Here is a 22,497-nt window from a genome sequence, read left to right on the forward strand (position 1 = left end):
GGGGTCTCGACTTCGCTCGACCGGCGGTGGGGGTCTCGACTTCGCTCGACCGGCGGTGGGGGTCTCGACTTCGCTCGACCGGCGAAGGTGTCACTCGGACTGCCGCTTCGCGAACACGCGGAGGGTGTCCAGGTAATCGGGCACGTAGATGCTCTTCGGAGCGAGAACCGACCGTCCAAAGGTACGTAGGTCGCTTCCGCGGTACTCAATGTCGTTGCGTGTCAGTCGATGGGTCCCCTCAGGGAAATTCTTGACCGTAAGAAGGTCCGACTGCACCTGCTTGCGGTACACGCGGTCGGTCTCGTCGACGTCGACGTCTCGGTCGCGTCCGCCGAGAAGGAGCAGGGTCGGCACCGGGATGCTCGCGAGCGCCGCAGTCGAATCCGAGCCCGCGTTGCGTTTGACGAATGCCCACCGGGCAGGCGTCATCGGCTCGGAGTCCACGTGCGAGTCGAGGTACGCGCGATAATCGGCGTCCCGGCGGATCAGCGCGGTCCGTTCGGCGCGACGGCGGTCGGCGGCAGCAACCTCCTCCGGAGAGTCATCGTCGGCGACGGCAGTGGCCCTGGCTGCGAACTCGTCTCGACGCAGCCAGTTGATCGCCGGGTCGACGGCGATCATGAAGCGGAGGTCGGGGCGGGCCTGGGCGACTTCGGGCAGCACCCAGCCAGCCTGCCCGATACCCCACGCACCGACCTGGGTGGTGTCGATGTCGTCGCGGGTATGCGCCCACGCGATCGCCGAGTCGACCTCCGTGGCGCGATCGTGCATCGACTGGTCGAGCCAGTCGCCCGGCGCGTCTTCGACACCTGGCTTGTCCCACGAGAGGGACGCGAACCCGGCCTGAGCGAACGCGTCCCACAGCGGCTTGTAGTGGTCGCCGTCGTCGGCGTCGGCGGGCCCGTCGTCGTGGACGAAGACGACTAGTCCGTAGGGGCCGTCGTTCGACGGGAGCGCCAGGACGCCGTGCAGCTCGCCGCGCGGTCCGGGAATCGTGACCCGCTCTTCGTGAAATGCGTAGTCCTTGGCGACGAGGACCCACACTGCGACGCCGAGAACAAGGGCAACGACGGTGCCGAGCGCCACCAGCGTCAGTCTTCTCCTGCGGCTCACACCGCGAGTTTAGACGGGACGCGGCGGCGGGTCGCCTCGCCTCGCCGCGCCGACGACGGTGACCGGCAGCGCAACGGCGACGGTCCGCACACCGAGATGGTGTGCGGACCGTCGCGAGTCAATTCCTATCGGGTAATGCGCGGACTCAGGGGAGACCGGAGAACATCACGCGGAGCGCACCGAGAAGTGCATCGTTGTTCTGCAACGCTTCCCACACTGCTTGATCGATCATGTTGTGCTCCTGTCGCTGGAAAGATCGATGACCGTCTCTACGGTACCGCTGGTTACTTGCACGTGCGAATGCTCACGCCTCGGGATCGCCGACGACCGTGTAATCGCCGTCCGCGTAGTGCTTGCGGACACGCTTCTTGTCGAACTTGCCGACCGACGTCTTGGGCACCTCGGTGACGAACGACCAGCGCTCAGGGATCTGCCAGCGTGGCACCAGGTCTTCCAAGTACTTCTTATGCGCCTCGATGTCGGCGTCCTCATCGCTACGGACGACGGCGAGCACGAACGGCCGCTCGTCCCACTTCTTGTCGGGGACGCCGACAACGGTCGCTTCGACGATCGCCGGGTTGGACGCGATGATGTTCTCCAGTTCCACCGACGAGATCCACTCGCCGCCGGTCTTGATCATGTCCTTGGCGCGGTCGACGATCGTCATGAATCCGTCGGGGGTGATCGTCGCGACGTCGCCGGTGCGGAGCCAGCCGTCGTGGAACTTCGACTCGTCGGCGACATTGCCCGCGGGGTCGTAGTAGGAGCCGGTGATCCACGGGCCCGAGACCTCGAGTTCGCCGACGGCCTCGCCGTCCCACGGCTGCGGCTGGCCGTCGTCGCCGATGATGCGTGCGGCGACGGGCGACGGGAATCGTCCCTGGGTGACGCGGTAGGCGAACTCGGCTTCCTCGTCGGCCACGCCCAACGGCGGTCGCGCGACGCTGCCCAGCGGCGAGGTCTCGGTCATGCCCCAGGCGTGGGTGATGCGCACGCCGTAGCCGTCGAACTTCTTGATCATGGCGGGCGGTACCGCGGCTCCGCCGACGATCACCTCCCGCAGGTGGGAGATGTCCTGCGGCTTCGCGTCGAGCAGCGCCGACACGCCTTGCCAGATGGTGGGGACCGCGGCGGCCAGTGTCGGCGCGCCGGACTCCATCATGGCGAGCAGCGGTTCGGGCTGCAGGAAACGGTCCGGCATGATGAGCGTCGAGCCGGCCATCATCGCGGCGTAGGGCAGGCCCCAGGACATGACGTGGAACATCGGGACGATCGCGAGCATGGTGTCCGTGCTCGACAGACCCATTCCCATCGTCGTCGTGATCAGCATCGAGTGCAGGTAGATGCTGCGATGCGAGTAGACGACACCCTTCGGGTCGCCGGTGGTGCCCGAGGTGTAACACATCACGGCTGCGTCGTTCTCGTCGACTTCGGGCCAGTCGTACGTGGTCGACTCGTCGGCGATCAATTCGTCGAACTGGTGGACCGTGATGGTATCCGGAGCGGTGATCGCGTCGGCCGGTCCGTTGGTCACGACGACGTGCTGGACGTTCGGCGTGCCCTGAAGATACTTGCCGAGCATCGGGGCGACACTGGCGTCGACGAAGATCACCTTGTCGTCGGCGTGATTGATGATGAAGACGGCCTGCTCGGGCGAGAGCCGCAGGTTGAGGGTGTGGAGCACGGCGCCCATCGACGGAACGCCTGCGTAGATCGCCTGGTGCTCGTTGTTGTTCCACATGAAGGTGGCCACGCGGTCGCCGCGCTGGACGCCGAGTTTTGTCAGTGCGTTGGCGATCCGTGCGCCGGTGTCACCGATTTCGGCGAACGACATGTCACGGAAGCCTTCGCCGGTCCACGTGCGAGTGCGGGCTTCCGGGAAGATGCGGCGGCTGTACTCGACCAGACTCGAGATAGTGAGTGCACCGTGTTGCATCGTGGACTGAATCATCAAGTCTCCTTCGTCTGCGCCGATCGAGTCGGTTCGCACTGTGTTCGCCGAAAAGTGAGCGGTCTCACGCCGCTGGCGACTAGTTTCCTACATTAGTCGCAACCTGTCGCATCATTCCACCAAGATGGTGCACCCGATCGAGGAGATGACCGACGAGTGAAGTCCGACGAGGTGCTCGCCCTGGCGCGAGACCGATTCGTGTCGGGCGAACGCGTGGAGATGAACGAGTTGGCCGCGCTCGTCGGCGTCAACCGCAGCACCGTCTACCGTAGATTCCACGGACGGGACGGGCTGCTCGGGGAAGTGATCTGGTCACTCACCGAGATGACGATGGATGCTGCCGCACGCCGCGCGTCGGGGGAGGGCGGCGCGCGCGTGGCGTCGATGATGCGCGAGTTCGCGGTCCGCGCCAACGGCGCTCAGTACTTCCGCGACTTCTTCGCCCGCGAACCGGAGCGGGCCTGGCGATTGATGACGACGAAGGCGGGCGGCGTCCACCCTCGCATCGTCGACCGGGTCGCGGACTTCATCGACGGCGAGGTACTCGCAGGCCGGCTCGTTCCGCCACTGCCCGTCCCCGACCTCGCGCTCATCCTGGTACGGATCACCGAGACGTTCGTCTACGCGAACGTGATCAGCGGTGAAGAACCCGACTCGGAGAAGGTCGCTCAAGCGTGCAGAGCGATGCTCAGTGTACGCGAGGACGCCGTCATCGGTTGAGCGCGTCCACGATCACCGGGACGTGGCTGTGTTCGACATCCTTGGCTGCCGTCGCCAACTCGATGTCGCCGTCGTCGGCGAGCTTCTGCAACTCGTCGAGGGCCTCGGCGGCCGGACCCGACGAGAGTTCGTCCCGGTAGCGGGCGACGAAGTCGTCATATCGGTCGCGGTTGGAGTGGTACCAATTCCGCAGCTCGTTCGACGGCGTCACATCCTTAATCCAGCGTCCCACCCGCGGGTCGTCCTTTCGGATTCCGCGCGGCCACAGGCGGTCGACGAACACGCGGTCGGCGGCCGGCTCATCGTAGACACGAGCGACGGTGATCATGTCTGTGAGGATACTGGGATTGGGGAGGATACGGGGATTGGGGAGGATGCGGGGAGCTGCTCAGGCGACGCGTACGCCCCGGCCGAGCTTGCGTGCGGGCACGCGTAGACGGCGGGCCGTGACGATCAGGGCCGCGGCGCCAGCACCGAGCGTGAGGACTAGCCCGATGTACCAGCTGTCGCCGATATGTCGTGCGGCGCGGTCGTCGCTGGAGGAGCCCGCTGCGAGGGTGCTCTCGCACGTCTGCGGACTCAGCTCCGGCCCCGTGCGGGCCGCCGACTGCAGAAACGCGAAGAATCCGGAGGCTCCGCGGATGTCATCGTCGTCGGACGAGCCGGCGATCCCAGCGGACAACGTGTCCGACACCAACAGGACCGGATTGGGCGCCAGCATCCACCACGTGTACTCGGTGTGGTTGAACCGCTTGTCCGTCTCATGGAGGACGCAACCGGGAACCGACGAGTCGACGCTGTAGTCGCGCTCGGCGACCGTCACCTGGTGAGTCCGCGCGGTCAACGGATAGGTGAACCCGAATGCGATGGGCAACCCGATCAGCAATATCAGGACCATCGCCTGAGTGAGCATCGCCGACGCCGCCGGGCGGATGGTGAGCGAGGAGAACGCCAACCCGATCGCGCAGTACGCGAGCATGATCAGTGCGGTCACGAGCACGGCCAGCACACCGAACACGATCGACGTGGGACTCGAGACGATGCCCCACAGCAGATACGGCAGCGCGACCCCGATCAGGGCAAGGGCCGAGAGCCACGAACCGAGGAGCTTGCCGACGGCGAGCTCCCACGACGAGATCGGCGTCGCCTGAACGACGGCCAGCGTGGCGTCGCGCCGGTCGCCGTTGATCGCCGTGGCACTCAGGGTCGGTGCGGCGGCGAGGCCGAGGAACAGGACGACCGCCAATGCGATGTCGAGGAGGTTGCCCGCCCATTCCGCGTACGTCAGTTCGGCCACGGCCACCGTCAGGTATAGCGATCCGAGCACCATGACGCTGATCAACGCGAACAGAATTCCTGCGGTGGCCTGCCAACGGGTGGAACGGATCCGTTGGCGGACTTCCAAGCCGGCGAGCACGAAGACCGCACTGCGGTTCACCGAACGGGTGCGATTCATGGAATGCTCACGTCCTGTCCGCATCGAGGTCGAGATACGCGCGCTCCAGGCCGCTGTGCAACCGAGTGAACTCGGCGACCGGCGCGCCCTGGCCGACGTGATGGGCGAGGTAGGCGGCCGCTGCCGCGTCGTCGGCGAGTTCGACGACGACGGCCTGATCGGCGGGCTGGCCGACCAGACGCACCCGCCAACGCGCGGTGGTCGCGGCGGCGGGCACACGAGTGTGCCCCCCGGTCATCATCACCACGTCGTCGACCAGCTCCTCGAGTTCGCCGAGGATGTGCGAGGACACGAGGACGGCCGCACCCGAATCGGCGACCGCTCGCAGTTGAGCTCGGAGTTCGATGCGCGAGCGAGGATCCATGCCGGACGCGGGTTCGTCGAGCAGCAGGATTCGCGGATGGTTGACCAGCGCCCGAGCCAGACCGAGGCGTTGTTTCTGTCCACGGGACAGACCCGACGCCGGGTGGTCGGTGAACTCGACGAGATGTACGTGGGCGAGCAGTTCGCGGGCACGCCCGTCGGCCGTCACCCGATCCAAGCCGTTGAGTCGACCGAATGCGACGAGGATCTCGCGTGGTGTCAACGACTCCCAGGTACCGAACACGTCGGGCATCCACCCGACGTTCCTGCGCATCGTCTGCGGGTCGACGACGCCGCCCGGCGTGCCGTCGCCGTCCATCGTGATGACGCCGCGGTCGGGGGCGAGCAGGCCGGCGAGCATCAACAGCAGCGTCGTCTTCCCTGCGCCGTTGGGGCCGACGAGGCCGGTGATCGCGCCGGGGTGCAGCGCGATGTCGGCGTGGACGACGGCGTGGTGGGCGCCGAACGAGCGTCCGAGGCCGGTGCCCGTCAACGCGGGGGTCGGCGTGGCCGTCGGTGTGGGGACGGTCATCTCGACACGCCCTCGCGCACACGGGCACGGTCGAGTGCGTGTGCGACGAACGCAAGCGTCTCGCCGTGCCAGAGGCCGAGGTGGTCGAGCATCGGATGGCGTCCGCCGGGGACCGGGATGTAGGTGGCGTCGAGACCGCGGTCGGACAACTCGGCGATTCCCTTCGCGGTGCGTCGGTGCCGGGTGACCGTGTCGGCGTCGCCGTGCACCGCCACGACCCGTGCCTGGTCGTGGATCGCACGCCAGTCGGCGAACTGCCACCACGGTGCCAGAGCGAGGATGTCGGTGACTCGTTCGTCGTCGCCGAGTCGCGCGGCGATCCGCCCGCCCATCGAATGCCCGACGACGGCGATCGGGACTTCCGGATGGTCGCGGGCCAACCGCTCGAGTGCGTTGCGCGCGTACGGCATCGGGCTGGCCTGTCCGCCGTTCCAGCCGTAGACACGGTAGCGGACCTGGCGGACGCGGACACGCGGGCCAAACACGGACTGGATCGACGCGGTGAACGGGTACATCCGAAGCGCCGACGGCTGTACCGGCGAGAACGGTCGGTAGCTGAAGTCAGTGCCGCCGGGCAGGACGAGGACGGCGAGTTCGGGGTCGGGAATCGGCAGACGCATGCAATCCCTCATATCCGGTGACAGGTCGACTCCGACAATAGCCAAGTTCCGGTGGCACAATCGGTTCCATGGCGCACCCGAGAGCTGGAACCCCTGCCCGCGACGGCGACTTGATCGACGTCGCCGCCGTCGAAAACGCTTACTACGAGCGGACTCCCGACTCCGCCGATCCTGCGCAGCAGGTGGTGTTCGGGACATCGGGACATCGCGGATCGAGCCTTGCCGGGTCATTCAATGAGGCGCATGTGCTCGCGATGACGCAGGCGATCGTCGAACACCGCGAGCGTGCGCGCATCGAAGGACCGGTGTTCATCGGCTTCGATACCCACCTGCTGTCCAAACCTGCGTGGCGGTCGGCGGTCGAGGTGCTCGTCGGCAACGGCGTCGCCGTGTTCACCGCCGTCGACGACGACTACACGCCGACGCCCGCGGTGAGTCGCGCGATTCTGCGGTTCAACGCCGAGAACCCCGGCGTCTTCGCCGACGGGATAGTGGTGACGCCGTCGCACAATCCGCCGGCCGAGGGCGGCTTCAAATACAACCCGCCGAGCGGCGGACCCGCGGACACCCCGATTACGACACCGATCGCGGCGCGCGCCAACGAGATCCTCGCTGACGGACTGCGGGATGTGCAGCGTGTCCCGTTCGAGCGGGCTCGCGCGTCCGAACTCGTCATCGACTACCCGTTCTCCGGCGAGTACGTGACCGCACTCGGCGAGGTGGTGAACCTCGCGGCGATCGCCGCGGCCGGCGTCGAGGTGGGGGCCGACCCGTTGGGCGGAGCCTCGGTGAACTACTGGGCCGAGATCAAGGACTTCTACGGGCTCGACGGGATGACGGTGGTGAACCCGACGGTCGACCCGGCGTTCGGGTTCATGACCCTGGACACCGACGGCAAGATCCGGATGGACTGTTCGTCGCCGAACGCCATGGCGTCTCTGATCGCGCGCCGCGACGAGTTCGACATCGCGACCGGCAACGACGCCGATGCCGACCGGCACGGCATCGTGACCGGCGACGCCGGCCTGATGAACCCGAACCACTACTTGGCGGTGGCCGTCGACTACCTGTTCTCGCATCGGGACGGATGGGGCGCCGACGCCGCCGTCGGCAAGACGCTGGTGTCGTCGTCGCTCATCGACCGCGTGGTCGGCGGCCTCGGGCGGACGCTGATGGAGGTTCCTGTCGGCTTCAAATACTTCGTCGACGGCCTGCTCGACGGCTCGGTCGCGTTCGGCGGCGAGGAGAGCGCCGGTGCGTCGTTCCTGACGTTCGGGGGCGCACCGTGGTCCACCGACAAAGACGGCATCATCATGGATCTCCTGGCGTCGGAGATCCTCGCGGTGACTGGCAAGAGCCCGTCGGAACGGTATGCCGAGTTGGCGGAGCAGTTCGGCGAGTCGGCGTACGCCCGGATCGACGCTCCCGCGAACCGCGATCAGAAGGCGCGGTTGGGCGCATTGGCGGCGAGTCAGGTCGCAGCCACGGAGTTGGCGGGGGAGTCGATCACCGCGATTCTCACCGAAGCTCCGGGAAACGGCCGTGCGATCGGCGGACTCAAGGTGACCACCGAGAACGCGTGGTTCGCGGCCCGGCCGTCGGGCACTGAGGACGTCTACAAGATCTACGCCGAATCCTTCCGTGGAGCCGATCACCTCGCGCGTGTTCAAGAGCAGGCCCAGGCCCTCGTCGACTCCGTCCTCGGGTAGGCCCCCGCCCGCTGGTCGAGCGGAGTCGAGACCCCGCCCGCTGGTCGAGCGGAGTCGAGACCCCTCCCGCTACAGTCGAGGGCGTGAGCAAGAGCAGCGAGCGCACCAACGCGAAGTACGAACCGCAGGCCACGTCGAGCAGGATGTCGTACATCCTGATCGGGCTGGGTGTGCTTGTGGTGATCGCCGTGGTCGTCGGCGGATACCTGTGGCAGTCGAACAAGACGTACCCGCCGGTCGAAGACAAGGTGCTCGCCGAGAACGCGTCGTTCATCGTCGGGGAGCGGACGGCTCCGGAGACCATCGACGTGTTCGAGGACTTCAACTGCCCGCACTGCAAGGAGTTCGAGACGAGTTCGGGGCCCGCCCTCGCGGCGAAGGTCACCGACGGGACTGTCCGCGTCCGCTACCACATGCTGAACTTCTTGGACTCGGACTCGGAGTCGGGCGACTTCTCCTCCCGCGGCGCGGGCGCGATCCTGTGCGTCGCACGCAACGACGATCGTGACGCGTTCTGGAAGCTGCATTCGGCGTTGTTCGCGAAGTCGGGGGACGACCCGTCGAACGCGGAGATCGCGAAACTGGCAGCCGACGCCGGTGCAGGTCCGGCTTCGCAGAAGTGCATCGCCGACGGCGCGCTCGTCGACGAGGCGCGCGGTATGGCGGACGAGTCGAGTACGCAGCTCGCGAACTCGAACGACGGGAACGTCATGACGCCGAGCGTCCTCTCTGCCGGTTCGCAGGTCGACGGGATCATGGACGGTCCGGCCTGGCTCGACGAGTTGATAGCGAACCCGCCGAAGTCCTGACCGTCAGACCGCGAGCGGTCCGTCGGTCGTGGTGATCGGTGGGGCGTACTCGTCGGGCTCGGACTCGTACAACGAGGCGAGGACGAACGAGTCGCTGCGCGCGTACTCCCAGTCGGCGCGCCACGAATCGGGCGGGTCGGTCAGGAGTTCGCCGGGGGTGAGCCACTCGTACAGGTCGACGTACGACTTCGACTCGTTGGGGCCGACGGTCCGCATCAGCATCGACGCGTTGAGATCGGCGAAGCTGGTGAGTCCCATCGAAGCGATGAGTTGTTTGGCGTTGTCGACCACGTTGCGCTGCAGGTTGTAGACGCGCTCGGTCTTGTCAGGAACATCGAGTGCGCGTGCGCGTCTCGGGTCTTGTGTGGTGACGCCGACGGGGCACTTGTTGGTGTGGCAGGCCTGCGCTTGGATGCAGCCGACGGCCATCATCATGGCGCGGGCGGCGAGCGTGAAGTCGGCGCCCTGAACGATGCGTTTGACGATGTCGACGCCGTTGGTGATCTTCCCGGACGCTCCGATGCGGATCTCAGACCGTAGTCCCGTTCCCACGAGAGCGTTGTGGACGGTCATCAGGCCTTGCGTCAACGGCATGCCGACGTTGTCCTCGAACTCGACGGGCGCCGCTCCCGTGCCGCCTTCGGAGCCGTCGACGATGATGAAGTCCGGTGCGATGCCGGTACGGATGATCGCCTTGCAGATGCCGAGCAGTTCGCTGCGCGAACCGACGCAGAGTTTGAAGCCGATCGGTTTGCCGCCGGACAGGTCGCGGAGTTGTCCGATGAACTCGCAGAGGCCTTCCGGGCTGTGGAATCGGTTGTGTGACGGCGGTGAGACGACGGTCTCGCCAACGGGGACGCCGCGCATCTCGGCGATCTCGGCGGTGACCTTCGGGCCGGGCATCACTCCGCCGAGTCCTGGTTTCGCGCCCTGGGACAGCTTGATCGACACGCATTTGATCGACGGCTCCTGCACCTTCTGCGCGAAGATGTCCGGGTCGAAACGGCCGTCGGAGGTGCGGCAGCCGAAGTAGCCGGTGCCGATCTCCCAGATGAGGTCGCCGCCGGGCTGCAGGTGATAGGGGCTGAGGCCGCCTTCGCCGGTGTCTTGGGCGAATCCGCCGCGGGCCGCTCCGCCGTTGAGCGCGAGGACCGCGTTGGCCGATAGTGCGCCGAAGCTCATCGCCGACACGTTGTAGAGCGCCATGTCGTACGGCTGTGTGCACGACGAACCGCCGATCCGCACGCGGGGGACGCCGGCTCGGGCGGGCCGCGCGGCGATCGAGTGTCGAACGAACTCGTAGCCGATCTCGTTCACGTCGCGTTGGGTGCCGAACGGGTCGACGTCCTTGATGTCCTTGGCGCGCTCGTAGATGGTGCTTCGCGTGTTCCTGTCGAACGGTGCGCCGTCGGTGTTGCGCTCGATGAAGTACTGCTGGATCTCCGGTCGGATCGACTCCATGAAGAACCGGAAGTGGCCGAGCACCGGGTAGTTCCGCAGGATGCTGTGGTTGCGCTGCAGTAGGTCGTAGATGCCGACGAGGGCGATCGTGAACAGGGGAACGGTCACAAACAGGCACCACGGCGAGACCCCGAACACGAGGATCAGCGAGAGGGCCGACGCGATCCAGAGTGAGAGGACTGCGAGCCATCGGATCATGTACTTGACCTCCGTCGTCGTCGATCACGAAGGGTCTGCGCCTGCAGACCCACCGCGGCCAGGGTACGTCTACTTCGGTCTCTCGGGGCCGATTCCTCCGGTGAGTCTTGCGTAATGCACGACCTCCTAGCGGCTCCTGTCGATCCGTCGAGCTTCCCGAGTCCGAACGCGGTGACCGCCGGCAGTCGTGAGCCCGTCCGTCATCGTGGGATCCTGGCCTGCGCTATCGCCGCCTTCGAGATTCGGGCCATCGATCGAACCAGGGTGCGCAGGCCGGGACGTCGTTGAGGTGCCCTGCCCGCCGCGATCCTGTGCAGCTGATCGTTGTGCCACGCGAGCTCCAGGTAGCCGTTCGCCGGACGGTACCCGACCGTGGGCGGGTTCTGAGGCAGCCGAGGCCGATCGCCGGCCAGCACCCGCGACGGATAGTCGGGAACGAACGTCATCGGGCGACCAATACCGACGACGTCGACGATGTCGTCGGCGACGAGAGCCTCCATATGCGCGGGCGTTCGCATGCCACCGGTGAGGAGCAGCGGCACCGAGGTCTCGTGGCGCACTTGTCGCGCGAAATCGATGAAATAGGCCTCATGTGCGCGTTCCTTCTGGCCGACGGCGACCCCCGTCATCGCGGGCTCCTCATAGCTGCCGCCGCTGATCTCGAGGAGGTCGATCCCCGCCTCGGCCAGTGCGACCGCCACGGCCAGCGACTCGTCGTTCTCGAACCCGCCGTGCGTGAAGTCCTTGGAATTGAGTTTGACGCCCACGGGCACGTCGGCGCCGACGGTGTCGCGGACCGCGGCGACGACCTCCAACAGGAGCCGCTGGCGGGCGACCGGATCCGAACCCCATGAATCGGTGCGCCGGTTCGACAACGGCGAGAGGAACTGTGACAGCAGGTATCCATGGGCGCCGTGCACCTGAACGCCGTCGAATCCGCCCGCCATCGCCAGTTCCGCGCTCCGTGCGAACTTCCGGATCAGGTCGTCGATGTCGCGCGCGGTGAGCTCACGCGGTTTGCGGAAGCTGTAGCCGGGGACATCGCTGCGCACGGGCGACGGGGCGACGGGCCGGCGATTGAACGGCGAAACGGCCACCTTTCCCGGGTGGCTGAGCTGCGCCCAGATCGACGCGCCCGCTTGCGTTGCGGCGCTGGTCCAGTCGCGGACAGCGGTCATGGCGCGGCCGTCGTCGAGGATCACGTTGCCGGGCTCGGTGAGGGCGTCACGATCGATCATGATGTTGCCGGTGAGGAGTAGTCCCGCGCCACTGCGGGCCCACACCGCGTACAGGCGTCGAAGCCTGTCGCTCGGCGAGCCGTCCCGCAGGGCGAGTTGTTCGCTCATCGCGGCTTTGGCGATGCGGTTCGGGAGGGTCGCGCCGCAGGGCAGTTCCAGCGGAGCCGACAGCGTGGTGGTCGTAGAAGTCATCAGGTCACAGCACTCTCGGTCGAAGTCGGGTCATGGAGAACAGTGGTGTCAACGGACGCAAGGGAACAGGGGGAGTGCCGGCGGTCAGGTTCACGCGGTGAAGGCGAGCCTCCACTGCCGGGCCCAGCCCCATGAGGTGGATGGGGTCGCGTGCGGATCCGCCGATTCGAAAGTCGCGCAGAAGTACTCGACGCGTCTCGATCGGGTGCTCGCCCGGTCTGAAGCCGACGACTCGTGGAAACGCGAGACCGATGGTCCCCGTCACGTTCCGGTGCGGCCTGCCGAGGATGGGTGGTGCGCCCTCGATGACGTCACCGACTGTTCCGTTCAGGGTGAGTAGGTGCTCGCCGCGTCGCGACGCCGAACTCTCGATATTCGTATCCTCGAGTCGCCAATCGATCTGACCCCACTTCTTCGGATACCCGAGCAGTTCGCGCCCCAGAATCATCGCGACGTCGTCGTCGACGATCATCCAGGGACAGTGGATTCCGGTGCCCTGCATAGTCTTGATGTGTACGAAGATGCCTGCCTCGTGGTACACCGACCCGTAGGTGCAGTCCGGGAACCACGCGGTGAACACGTCGGCTCGCGCGGGCGAGGCGAGCCGGATTCCGGCAGGTAGCCATCGCTTCATCTGTGTCGGGTCGATCTCGACCGTCGCGGTCAAGTAATGGGCGTCGCGATAGAGGAAATCCCTCGGTGGCGCGAGTCGCAGCGTCTGACGGACGCTGCCTCGGAAGCTGTAGTCGTCGGAGACAGTGGTCATCGCATGTCTCCGTAGATTCGCCGAAGCAGTGGGTTCGAGATCGATCGCGGACTGTGCTGTCCGCCGATGTTCTGCAACTTGGCCGACGGGCCGGGCACGACGCGTCGTCGCCCCGACTCCATTCCCCGCACTGCGCTCTCGGCCGCCTGTTCGGCACTGACCCAGGCGAACGACGGCAGCAGCCTCTCCAGCCGGCCGAGATCGGCGACTTCGGCGAATTCGGTACGGACCGGCCCGGGGGCGAGGAGGGTGCAGGTGACCTCCGAGCCGCGCAGTTCCCCATGTAGGGACTCGGCGAGCGTGTTCGCGAATGCCTTCGTCGCTGCATATGTGGCGTTGTTCGGACTGGGCTGGTTCCCCGCTGTCGATCCGGTGATGAGGATCGCTCCCGAGCCGCGGGCACGTAGTCGGGGCAGGACGGCCAGGAGAAGTTCGTGAACAGCTACGACGTTGACCTCGACCTCTTCGCGCTCACGGTCGGGATCGAGGTCGTGCAGACTTCCGTAGGTAGCGAATCCGGCGTTGAGGCACAGAATCGAGACGTCGATGTCGCTGATCGTGTCGATGAGTTCGGTGCGCGCCGGGCGATCACCGAGGTCACACGCCAGTACGTCGACGTCGACCGCGTACAGATCGCGTAGTCGAACTGCCAGCGAGAGCAGCCGGTCCTCTCGTCGTGCGACGAGAAGCAGTGAGTGGCCGCGTCGCGCCAGTCGTTCGGCGAGCGCTTCGCCGATTCCGCTGGACGCGCCGGTGATCACGGCTCGTGTGCTCGTGGTGGGTGTCGGCAATGCCATGTGGGTCAGCTCCTGACGGTGTGGAATGTCGATTGGGCAGCCAGATAGGGGAGGGCTCGTCTGCCGAGCTTGATTCGGGACAGGATCTCCGCGGAGCTCGCGAGGATCGATGAGCGGGCGGGCGTCCACCTGCTCACCAGGTCTGAGAGCGGTTCGTCGAGGCGCTTCTGGGTTCCGATCGCGTCGACGATGAACTTCGAACCCTGCGAGATGATCTGGCCAGCGCCCGATCGTGGCGCGACGAGTCCCCAGATGTAGATGTTCGAGAATCGCGGAACCAGGACGTGCTCTACGAGCAGTGGCTGCCCGTCCTCCCACGTGAACATGGTCTCGTCGAGCATCGGGAACCTGGTATGGAAGCCGGTCGCCCACACGATGGTGTCGTACTCCGCTGAGGCGCCGTTCACGAAATGCACGACGTTGCCGTCGAACCGTTCGATCTCGGGCAGCGGCCGTACTCTGCCGTGCTGCAGTGCGTACATGAGCGACGTGTTGACGGTTACGTCCTTGGTGAACAACTTATGGTCGGGCCGCTCCAACCCATAGCGACGGTAATCGCCGTACGACAGACGTAGCAGTTGCCTGAAGGCGATCCGTTGGATGGCCAGCGGCATCCACACTCGGTCCCATTGTGAGGACGGGATTCCGAAGATCGATTTGGGGATGAACCAGTAGCCGCGCCGCATCGAGATGTCGGAGGTGCCGAACGCTCGCGAGGCCTCGACAGCGATGTCGCTGGCAGAGTTTCCGCCGCCGACAACGAGGACTCGGTCGCCGTCACCGAAGTCTGCGGGTCTCTTGTAGTCCTTCGAGTGAAGTTGCTTGCCGGTGAACTCGCCGGGATAGGCAGGGAGGTTGCGCTCCCAGTAGTGCCCATTCGCTACCGCAACGGCACGGTAGCGGCGAACCTCGCCGTTCGCGATTTCGACGTACCACCCCGCGGCGCCGTTGGCGTCGACAGGTCGAACGTCGGTGACGCGGGTGTCGACCTCGAGGTGCGTGTCGAGGCGAAACCGTGCGACGTAAGACTGCAGGTAAGCGAGCATCTGTGCCGCGCTGGGGAACGTCGGATAATCGTCAGGCATCGGGAATCCGGCGTACTGCGTCGACTTCTTCGAGCTGATCAGGTGCGTCGACTCGTACACGCCGTGTGACCAGTTGCCGCCGATTCGGCTGGTCGCCTCCAGTTGGTCATAGTCGATGCCCGCCTCGTTCAGGGCACCCGCCAAACCCAGGCCTGCGTAGCCGGCACCGATCACACAGACACGGTCACTTCTGTCGTCAATTCGTGGATTCATTCAATTCCTACACTCACTGTAAGTTACAGTTAATGTAACAATGCGGGATGTCGCTATCGTTGTCAAATGCGAACCGCGCGGACATCCTCAGGAGCCTCATGACAGACGCAAGCACCACGTCGCCCCGCCGATACGCACCTCGCATGCCCCCGGCTGAACGTCGCGAGCAGCTTCTCGACGCAGCGCTACGCGTGATCGTCGCGCACGGTGTGCACAAGGTGTCGATCGATTCGGTCGCCAAAGAAGCCGGAGTCACCCGCCCGGTCGCGTACGTCCACTTCGCGGACAGCAACGAGTTGTTACGGGCATCCCTCGACCGGGAAGAGCGGCGAGCGATCGAGCAGTGGTCTGCGGCGCTCGCGTCGGCAGACGGTGACTCCGTCGAGACGATCGCGCTCAGCGCCTTCCGGAACTTTCTCGAACGCGTTCACGAGTCACCAGACCTGTGGAGCGCCGTCTTCATGCTCAGCGACAGCAGCACTCCGGCCTTCCGCTCTCGCCTCGACCAAGGGCGCCAACTCGTAGTCCGCACCTTCGAGGACCTCCTCGGGGACGTCGGGTCGGACCGTGTTCTCACAATCGACGTGGAAGTCGCAGCACGAATCCTCCTCGCTGTCGTATGGGAGGCGGGCCGTCTCCTCCTCGCCGATTCGGAGGCGTATCCGATCGCGCGCCTGATGTCGTTCGCCGAGAATGCGATCGCGATGATCGGGCCGGGGTGAGTCAGCGTTTGGTGCTTTACGACGGTGGTAATCGACTCGGAGTTGACCAGCGGATTTGGTTGCCGTTAACGCGGTGCGGTAGGTTGGCTAGCGCACCCGAGCGGGCGCGAAAACAGAATACGGGGCTATGGCGCAGCTGGTAGCGCACCACACTGGCAGTGTGGGGGTCAGGGGTTCGAGTCCCCTTAGCTCCACTCGAAAATGGCCGGTCAGAGACTATTCTGACCGGCCATTCGGCATCTCGTTGGTCGCTGTCTGGGCGATCGGCATCGTCCACACCGTGCATCAGTTGGCGTCGCCCACGGTTAGTCAAGTAGCCTCGCCGTGTCCTTACCGTTTCCGAAACGTTACCTACCTCAGAACGGACAGACTGTGTCTCGACACCGCACGACCGCTGGCAACACCATGGCCCTCGCCGACCTCGGCATCACGCCGCCGTCCCGCGGGGCAGGCCGCCACCGGATTGCCCCGCCACGTCGGACCGTGACGCCCGTGCGTGTCGGAGCCGTCGCCGCGATCGCCGGAGCGATCGGTCTGGCCGGCGCCACCGCCGGTGAGGTCGCTGCCAAGCCCTCGGCGCCTATCGAGCTCCCGAAGGGCGTAGAGCTGCCGAAGGACCTGCAGGTTCCCAAGAACTTGCCGCATGACCTCGACAACGCGCTCCGCGACCTGCTGCCGCGCACCGGCCCCGGTCAGGGGCAGGCCGTCAAGCCGGTCAGCGGCACAGTCACCTCGACGTACGGCTCACGCTGGGGCACCCACCACGACGGCCTCGACATCGCCAACAAGACCGGCACCCCGGTGTACGCCGTGACCGATGGCGTCGTCCTCGAAGCAGGTCCGGCCTCCGGGTACGGCCAGTGGATTCGGGTCCGACAGGACGACGGCACCACGGCGATCTTCGGCCACGTCGAGCAGATCTTCGTGCACGCAGGCGAGAAGGTGAACGCGGGCGACAAGATCGGCACCGTGGGTAGTCGCGGCAATTCGACTGGCCCGCACCTGCACTATGAGGTCCAGAACTCCGCAGGCACCCCGATCAATCCGCAGACCTGGTTGAAGAAGCGAGGCGTTCAGCCCTGATCTGAGCTGTGGCACGACGCCGAATCGCGGGCGGGTGGTACCTGTGAGGCCATCGACGCCCCGATGGACCGCTCAACCTGCTGAGCGGTACCACTTACGCGCGGGAGTGAATGTGAGCGCTGCGTTCGCGCGATCCCACGTCGGTCGCGGAGGCAGTGGCGAACGACAAGTGCTGGATTGAGCGCGTGCCCCACTGGACTGCTCACCTCCGTGGATCGATGAGCACTTTCCCGGACGAATCCGCAGTCGCATCGTCGAACGCCGTCGCGACGTCGTCGAGCGCGACTGTCCCGGAGACGATCTCGGCCGTGGGGATGCCGCCGTCGGTCGCGATCGCGAGGGCTGCGGCGACGTCGACCTCAGTGTAGGCGGCGCAGCCCTGCACACGGATCTCCCAGTCCTGCACGACCGGCATCGGCAGCGACGCCTCCCGCGCAGGGACGCCGACCACGAGGACCGTCCCGGCTCGACGCAGGAGGCCGACGGCCTGATTGAGCGAGACCTGCGACGCGACGCAGTCCAGCACGACGTCGGCCGGTCCGCCCAGCGCAGTGCGTACCCGCTCGTCCACGTCGGCGGCCGAGGCGCACACGCCTGTGGCGGCACCGACCCGGGCGGCGCGGTCGAGCTTTCCCTGGTCCATGTCGGTCACGACGATGCGCTCCGCGCCCGCGCGTGCGGCGGCAACAATTGCGAGTACGCCGATCGTTCCCGCGCCCAGGACGACCACGCGAGCGTCGGTGAGGTCGCCCGCGATCCGGACCGCGTGCACCGGCGTCGCGAGGCACTCGACGAGGACCGCCGTCGCATCGTCCACGTGGTCGGGGACGGGATACAGATTCTGTTCTGGGGCGAGGAAATACTCGGCCAACGCGCCGGACCAGTGGCGTGAGACGTCGCACCCAATCCACGAGAGCTTCTCGCACGCGTTGCTGCGGTCGGCCCGGCAGTTCAGGCATCGTCCGCACGCCACATTCGGTTTGAGGAGGACGCGCTGCCCCACGCTCAGTCCCGAGACGGATTCGCCCAAAGCTGCGACGACACCGACCGCTTCGTGGCCGGGTGCGTAATCGCGGTCGAGGAACGGGTGGTGGCCGGCGAGCGCGTGCGTGTCCGAGCCGCAGATCCCGACGAGTGAACTGCGGACCAGCACCTGCCGGGGCCCGGGGGCCGACACTGGTCGTTGCTCGACCACGACGTCTCGCGTCGGTCGGACGAGCGCGCCTCGCATCGTGGCGTCCACCGGATTCTCGCGGTCAGAAGTGGTCGACATCGTCACAGACTATCGGCTGCCGCCGCACGGTTCGGTCCCGTCCGTGGACAATAGGGGCATGAGCAAGCACCGGATCTATACGACAGCGGTGGCCGACGTGTATCCGCACTACGTCGCGAAGGCCGAGAAGAAGAATCGGACAAAGGCCGAGGTCGATGAGATCATCTGCTGGCTCACCGGATACTCGATGGACGAACTGACTGGTCGCCTGGCCGACGGCATCGACTTCGAGACGTTCTTTGAGGCGGCGCCCGCGATGAACCCGAATCGGGAGCTCATCACCGGAGTGGTGTGCGGAGTCCGTGTGGAAGACGTCGAAGAGCCGACGATGCGCGAGATCCGTTACCTGGACAAGTTGGTCGAGGAGTTGGCTCGCGGCAAGTCGATGGAGAAGATCCTGCGACAGTGACCGCACAGGGAGTCGATCGATGCCGCGCCGAGCGGCTCCGTCCGAGTACGTTGAGTGAGTGCGATCGCCGATACCTGACTATCTAGCCGAAGCTCTCGGATCGGTGGAAGCCGATCACTCGGGGGAGACCGCCGACTACATTCCCGAACTCGCGACGGCGGATCCGGACCGTCTCGCCGTCGCGATGTGCACCGAGGACGGACGCCTCTACTCGCAGGGCGACTCGGACGTCGCGTTCAGCATTCAGTCGATCTCCAAGCCGTTCGTTTACGCGCTCGCGCTCGCCGACCGTGGGTTCGACGAGGTGATGGAGAAGGTGAGTGTGGAACCGAGCGGCGACGCGTTCAACGAGATCTCGTTCGAGGAGGGCACCGGCCGACCCTTGAATCCAATGATCAATGCGGGTGCGATCGCGGCGCACACGTTGGCTGGTCCGACCGGGGCGACGCCACAGGAACGGACGTCGCGGATCATCGACGGTCTCAGTGCGTTCGCCGGACGCCGGCTGACGGTCGACAGTGCCGTGTATGAGTCGGAGATCGCGACGGCCTACCGGAATCGAGCACTGGCGAACATGTTGCGCGCCAACGACATCATTGGGGGCGAGCCCCTGGACGCGGTCATCGGATACACGCGTCAGTGCTCGCTCCTGGTGACCGTCGAAGACCTGGCCATGATGGCCGCCACGCTCGCGAACCGCGGCGTCAACCCACTGACCGGGGCTCCCGTGGTGCCGGCCGAGGTCGTCCGCCAGGTACTCAGCGTGATGGCCACTTGTGGCATGTACGACGGTGCCGGACATTGGATGACGAACGTCGGGATCCCGGCCAAGAGCGGTGTGGCAGGCGGGGTGATCGGCGCACTGCCGGGACAGGTGGGCATGGCGACGTTCTCCCCGCGCCTGGACCGGCACGGCAACAGCGTGCGGGGAGTGGATCTGTTCCGCCGGTTCACCTCTGAGATGGGAATGCACCTGATGGAGGTGCCGCCGCCCGGCCCGTCGGTGGTTCGCGGACGTCGCATCGTGGGCACCGGGAACGACGCAGTCCAGGTCGTGTCACTGCAGGGACGCATCCGCTTCGCTGGCGCCGAACGAGTGCTGCGAGAACTCGAAGACGACCCCCTCACTGCGAAACGGGTCGCGACGATCGGGCCCGTAGGCCGTCGCATGCTCCTCGAGGCCGTCCGCCGGCTGACGCTCGACGGCCACGACGTGTACCTCATCGACCCCGACGGGGTGCTGCCAGATCCGGACCCGGGCGACGGCGGGCGAGTGACCGTGGTCGCAGGCCCCGACGACCTCGTCCGCTGAGGCCTTGGGCTCGAAAAGCTGAACCGCAACCCCGTTCGCGTCACTGCGCGACGCTCGCTCACCTCGGGAGGGGAGCGAGCGTCAGGGAGGGGAGCGAATGCCGTCTGACCAGTGCCTACAGATTGGAGTCGAGTGCCGGGAAGTCCGCGGGGAGCTCCGCGGCCCCGGCCGTCGGGCCCGCCAGGTCGAGTTCGCAGTCGAAACCCAGACTGTAGGCGGTCATCGACAACGAGCCCGCTGCGTACCCCTTGATGAGAGGTTGCAGTGGCCGGCCATCGGCCAACCCGGCGATGTACAGCATCGGCAGGAAATGATCCGGGGTCGGCACGGCCTTCGCGAAGTCCCGGTGGGCGTCGAGGGAGAGGACCTTGGTCGGATCGTCCTGCAGGAGTTCGCCTGCAGCGTCGTCGAAACGGTGCGCCCAGTCGAAACCGGTGTCCGGCTGCGAGAAGTCGACCGCGCGCAGGTTGTGCACGATGTTGCCGCTGCCAACGATCAGGACGCCCTGTTCGCGTAGCGGCGCGAGCTTGCGGCCGATCTCCATGTGGTGATCGAAATCCTTGAACGCGTTGAGCGACAACTGGATCACCGGGATCGACGCATCGGGGAACGCATGTGTCAGGACCGACCAGGTGCCGTGGTCGATGCCCCAACTGTCCGCGTCCAAACCCACCCACGTCGGTTGGACGACGTCGGCCACCAGTTCGGCGATCTCGGGTGCTCCCGGCGCCGGGTACTCGACGTCGAACAGTTCCTGGGGAAAGCCATAGAAGTCGTGGATCGTACGGGGGAGCGGCATCGCCGTGACGGCCGTCGCGTTGGTGTACCAGTGCGCGGAGATCACCACGATCGCGCGGGGAGTGGGGGCCGCCGCGCCGAAAGCCTTCCACGACTCGGTGTAACGGTTGCGCTCGATCGCGTTCATCGGATTTCCGTGCCCGATGAACGCGGCAGGCATGATCGTCGTACTCATCAGAAAGGCCCTCCTAGGCTGCGAAGATCCGCTTTCGACGGTACGCGACCGGAGACGAATTGAGCGTGCGGCGTCAGTCGGCGCCGGAGAGGATCAACCCGGATCTAGCGTGCTGCAAGTCTTCCGGGGTGGGCGTCGGCAGACCGACGTGGGCGTGGATGTAGCCGATGCCCGCGTAGACGAGCAGGCCCGCGAGGAGCCGGGCCTGGTCTGCGGTCATCGCCAACTCCTGGAGCGTGCCATCGACGACGTCGAAGATCTCGCTGTCGATGTTGCGCACCGTCTCGGCAACCTTCTCGTTGCTGCGTGCCCAGTCGCGGATGGCCTTCTCCACGGTCAGGTGACTGTCGCTGATCAACATGGTCGACAGCGCGATCAGCCGCGCATCGGCGGCCATCTCCGCGAGACCGTGCAGCTCGGTCACTCGGAGCCGATTGATCTCCTGCCAACGCGTCGCCATCGCCTCCCACAACGCGTCGAGATCAGCGAAATGCCAGTAGAAGCTACCTTTGGTGACCCCGAGTTCGTCGCACAAGCGCGCGATCTTGACGCCCCGCACGCCTTCGGCGGTGACCAACCCCAAGGCGGCGTCGACCCAGTCGACGGCACCGAGACGACTGCTGCGCCGCGGCGTCATCGGCGGACAGCGTCGCGGACGGCGGCGATCACGGTCGGCTCGGACAACAGCGCGAAGTGGTGCGCCGGACCGCGGGTGCGCGCCGGGTCGAGTATCCGGTTGTGCATACCGTCGAGTGCGGCCGACAGCGGATCGCTGACCAGCCCGTCGACCGGCGAGATGACGTTGGTGTAGCGCACTCCGGACGACGGAGTCCCGTTCCGCCGCAAGGAGACCAACAGGTCCGACCCGCGCACGAGCTCTCGGCAGCCCGCGCACCACGGGTCGATGAGCGGAGCCTCCACCGCGAGCACCGCGTCGTAGGTTCCGAGTCGTCTGCTGAGATCTTCGGTGTCGCCGAGGAATCCCACGTTGGTTCCCCGCCAGATCGGTCCGACCGTCACGATCTTCTCGATCCCCGACGAGATCTTCTGCGACTGCACCACCCGCTGCGCCACCAGTGCCCCGGCACCCTGGGCCAGCACGGTCCATCCGCGAGACTCCGGAAGCCGCCGCTCACGCATCAGCGCGGCGATCTGTGCGACGCTGTCGTCGACGGCCGTGAAGCCGGCTATCGGCCGGCCACCGCTGGCCAGAACCGCGTCGGTGAGTGGGGTGCGCCCGTAGTCGGCGACCGCCGAGCACCGTTTCGGAGTGCCGACGGCGCGGGCGAACCGACTCATCTCGGCAGTCGTACCCGCCATGTCGTGCAAGTACAGGTACTGCTGCGGACACCTGATGTTCGGGTCGGCGCGCGCCGACGTCGGCACGGAGACGAGACCTGCTGCGAGGACTACAAATATAGCTGTGACCAGGATGTTGATGGCAAAACATGATCGGCGATGACTCATAATAGAACAAACCATACCGTATGGTACTGTGCTCT

General features: G+C 66.2%; 22 protein-coding genes and 1 tRNA gene. 8 read left to right on the forward strand and 15 right to left on the reverse strand.

Features of this window, described 5'->3' with window-relative positions; translation table 11 throughout:
* Nucleotides 1-90 precede the first annotated feature (90 nt).
* Both ACTIMF_RS11800 and ACTIMF_RS11805 read right to left on the reverse strand, forming a co-directional pair.
* Nucleotides 91-1,113, reverse strand: a complete 1,023-nt coding sequence (locus ACTIMF_RS11800) for an alpha/beta hydrolase family protein (protein ID WP_442350485.1) — start codon at nt 1,111-1,113, stop codon at nt 91-93.
* Between the two features lie 304 nt (nt 1,114-1,417).
* Entirely contained in the window at nt 1,418-3,064 is a 1,647-nt protein-coding gene (locus ACTIMF_RS11805) for a long-chain fatty acid--CoA ligase (RefSeq protein ID WP_442350486.1), read from the reverse strand.
* A 156-nt stretch (nt 3,065-3,220) separates the two neighbouring features.
* On the opposite strand from ACTIMF_RS11805, the gene ACTIMF_RS11810 reads away from it, so the two are divergent.
* A complete protein-coding gene (locus ACTIMF_RS11810) occupies nt 3,221-3,784 on the forward strand; it encodes a QsdR family transcriptional regulator (protein ID WP_442350487.1) in 564 nt (187 codons plus the stop codon).
* On the opposite strand, the gene ACTIMF_RS11815 is transcribed toward ACTIMF_RS11810, so the two are convergent.
* Genes ACTIMF_RS11815 through ACTIMF_RS11830 form a run of 4 tightly spaced genes read right to left on the reverse strand, consistent with a single transcriptional unit; the run spans nt 3,774 to nt 6,755 of the window.
* Nucleotides 3,774-4,112 carry a DUF488 domain-containing protein gene (locus ACTIMF_RS11815; protein ID WP_442350488.1) on the reverse strand — a complete coding sequence of 113 codons (339 nt, stop codon included), beginning with the start codon at nt 4,110-4,112 and terminating at the stop codon, nt 3,774-3,776. The two genes, ACTIMF_RS11810 and ACTIMF_RS11815, sit on opposite strands and share 11 nt — an antisense overlap.
* A 60-nt stretch (nt 4,113-4,172) precedes the next feature.
* Nucleotides 4,173-5,240 (reverse strand): ABC transporter permease, encoded by a 1,068-nt coding sequence (locus ACTIMF_RS11820; protein ID WP_442350489.1) that lies wholly within the window; start codon nt 5,238-5,240, stop codon nt 4,173-4,175.
* A 7-nt stretch (nt 5,241-5,247) separates the two neighbouring features.
* Nucleotides 5,248-6,135 (reverse strand): ABC transporter ATP-binding protein, encoded by an 888-nt coding sequence (locus tag ACTIMF_RS11825; RefSeq protein ID WP_442350490.1) that lies wholly within the window; start codon nt 6,133-6,135, stop codon nt 5,248-5,250.
* Nucleotides 6,132-6,755 carry an alpha/beta hydrolase gene (locus ACTIMF_RS11830; RefSeq protein ID WP_442350491.1) on the reverse strand — a complete coding sequence of 208 codons (624 nt, stop codon included), beginning with the start codon at nt 6,753-6,755 and terminating at the stop codon, nt 6,132-6,134. Before ACTIMF_RS11830 ends, ACTIMF_RS11825 begins: the two co-directional genes overlap by 4 nt.
* Nucleotides 6,756-6,823: 68 nt before the next feature.
* On the opposite strand from ACTIMF_RS11830, the gene pgm reads away from it, so the two are divergent.
* Nucleotides 6,824-8,464, forward strand: coding sequence for a phosphoglucomutase (alpha-D-glucose-1,6-bisphosphate-dependent) (gene pgm, locus ACTIMF_RS11835; protein ID WP_442350492.1), 1,641 nt, complete (start codon nt 6,824-6,826; stop codon nt 8,462-8,464).
* An 83-nt stretch (nt 8,465-8,547) separates the two neighbouring features.
* Complete coding sequence (locus ACTIMF_RS11840; RefSeq protein WP_442350493.1) at nt 8,548-9,273, forward strand: DsbA family protein; 726 nt, start codon at nt 8,548-8,550, stop codon at nt 9,271-9,273.
* Nucleotides 9,274-9,276: 3 nt separating this feature from the next.
* On the opposite strand, the gene ACTIMF_RS11845 is transcribed toward ACTIMF_RS11840, so the two are convergent.
* The 5 genes from ACTIMF_RS11845 to ACTIMF_RS11865 all read right to left on the reverse strand — a co-directional run bounded on the left by ACTIMF_RS11845 (nt 9,277) and on the right by ACTIMF_RS11865 (nt 15,223).
* A complete protein-coding gene (locus ACTIMF_RS11845) occupies nt 9,277-10,932 on the reverse strand; it encodes an FMN-binding glutamate synthase family protein (protein WP_442350494.1) in 1,656 nt (551 codons plus the stop codon).
* A gap of 200 nt (nt 10,933-11,132) precedes the next feature.
* Nucleotides 11,133-12,362 carry an oxidoreductase gene (locus ACTIMF_RS11850; RefSeq protein WP_442350495.1) on the reverse strand — a complete coding sequence of 410 codons (1,230 nt, stop codon included), beginning with the start codon at nt 12,360-12,362 and terminating at the stop codon, nt 11,133-11,135.
* Between the two features lie 4 nt (nt 12,363-12,366).
* A complete protein-coding gene (locus ACTIMF_RS11855) occupies nt 12,367-13,128 on the reverse strand; it encodes an acetoacetate decarboxylase family protein (protein ID WP_442350496.1) in 762 nt (253 codons plus the stop codon).
* On the reverse strand, nt 13,125-13,925 hold the full coding sequence (locus tag ACTIMF_RS11860) for an SDR family NAD(P)-dependent oxidoreductase (RefSeq protein ID WP_442350497.1): 801 nt from the start codon (nt 13,923-13,925) through the stop codon (nt 13,125-13,127). The genes ACTIMF_RS11855 and ACTIMF_RS11860 overlap by 4 nt, the downstream gene beginning before the upstream one ends.
* A 5-nt stretch (nt 13,926-13,930) precedes the next feature.
* Entirely contained in the window at nt 13,931-15,223 is a 1,293-nt protein-coding gene (locus tag ACTIMF_RS11865; RefSeq protein WP_442350498.1) for a flavin-containing monooxygenase, read from the reverse strand.
* Between the two features lie 143 nt (nt 15,224-15,366).
* Between ACTIMF_RS11865 and ACTIMF_RS11870 the strand changes: the two genes are divergently transcribed.
* The 3 genes from ACTIMF_RS11870 (at nt 15,367) to ACTIMF_RS11880 (ending at nt 17,028) form a co-directional block, all read left to right on the forward strand.
* Nucleotides 15,367-15,945 (forward strand): TetR/AcrR family transcriptional regulator, encoded by a 579-nt coding sequence (locus tag ACTIMF_RS11870; RefSeq protein WP_442350499.1) that lies wholly within the window; start codon nt 15,367-15,369, stop codon nt 15,943-15,945.
* A gap of 121 nt (nt 15,946-16,066) precedes the next feature.
* Nucleotides 16,067-16,139, forward strand: a tRNA-Ala gene (locus ACTIMF_RS11875).
* Between the two features lie 178 nt (nt 16,140-16,317).
* Complete coding sequence (locus ACTIMF_RS11880) at nt 16,318-17,028, forward strand: M23 family metallopeptidase (protein ID WP_442350500.1); 711 nt, start codon at nt 16,318-16,320, stop codon at nt 17,026-17,028.
* A gap of 202 nt (nt 17,029-17,230) precedes the next feature.
* Here ACTIMF_RS11880 and ACTIMF_RS11885 read toward each other — a convergent pair whose 3' ends face one another.
* Nucleotides 17,231-18,301 carry a zinc-dependent alcohol dehydrogenase gene (locus tag ACTIMF_RS11885; protein WP_442350501.1) on the reverse strand — a complete coding sequence of 357 codons (1,071 nt, stop codon included), beginning with the start codon at nt 18,299-18,301 and terminating at the stop codon, nt 17,231-17,233.
* 58 nt (nt 18,302-18,359) lie between these two features.
* Here ACTIMF_RS11885 and ACTIMF_RS11890 point away from each other — a divergent pair, with 58 nt between their 5' ends.
* Together ACTIMF_RS11890 and ACTIMF_RS11895 are read left to right on the forward strand one after the other, a co-directional pair.
* On the forward strand, nt 18,360-18,710 hold the full coding sequence (locus ACTIMF_RS11890) for a DUF2200 domain-containing protein (protein ID WP_442350502.1): 351 nt from the start codon (nt 18,360-18,362) through the stop codon (nt 18,708-18,710).
* Nucleotides 18,711-18,768: 58 nt separating this feature from the next.
* Nucleotides 18,769-20,022 (forward strand): glutaminase, encoded by a 1,254-nt coding sequence (locus ACTIMF_RS11895; protein ID WP_442350503.1) that lies wholly within the window; start codon nt 18,769-18,771, stop codon nt 20,020-20,022.
* A gap of 115 nt (nt 20,023-20,137) precedes the next feature.
* On the opposite strand, the gene ygiD is transcribed toward ACTIMF_RS11895, so the two are convergent.
* The 3 genes from ygiD to ACTIMF_RS11910 form a co-directional block, all read right to left on the reverse strand.
* Entirely contained in the window at nt 20,138-20,995 is an 858-nt protein-coding gene (ygiD, locus tag ACTIMF_RS11900; protein WP_442350504.1) for a 4,5-DOPA dioxygenase extradiol, read from the reverse strand.
* A gap of 73 nt (nt 20,996-21,068) precedes the next feature.
* Nucleotides 21,069-21,632: a TetR/AcrR family transcriptional regulator gene (locus ACTIMF_RS11905; protein ID WP_442350505.1), complete on the reverse strand. Its 564-nt coding sequence runs from the start codon at nt 21,630-21,632 to the stop codon at nt 21,069-21,071.
* Complete coding sequence (locus tag ACTIMF_RS11910) at nt 21,629-22,462, reverse strand: hypothetical protein (RefSeq protein WP_442350506.1); 834 nt, start codon at nt 22,460-22,462, stop codon at nt 21,629-21,631. Before ACTIMF_RS11910 ends, ACTIMF_RS11905 begins: the two co-directional genes overlap by 4 nt.
* Between the last annotated feature and the right edge of the window lie 35 nt (nt 22,463-22,497).

The organism is Gordonia sp. (in: high G+C Gram-positive bacteria) (assembly GCF_052106715.1).
GTDB lineage: Bacteria > Actinomycetota > Actinomycetes > Mycobacteriales > Mycobacteriaceae > Gordonia.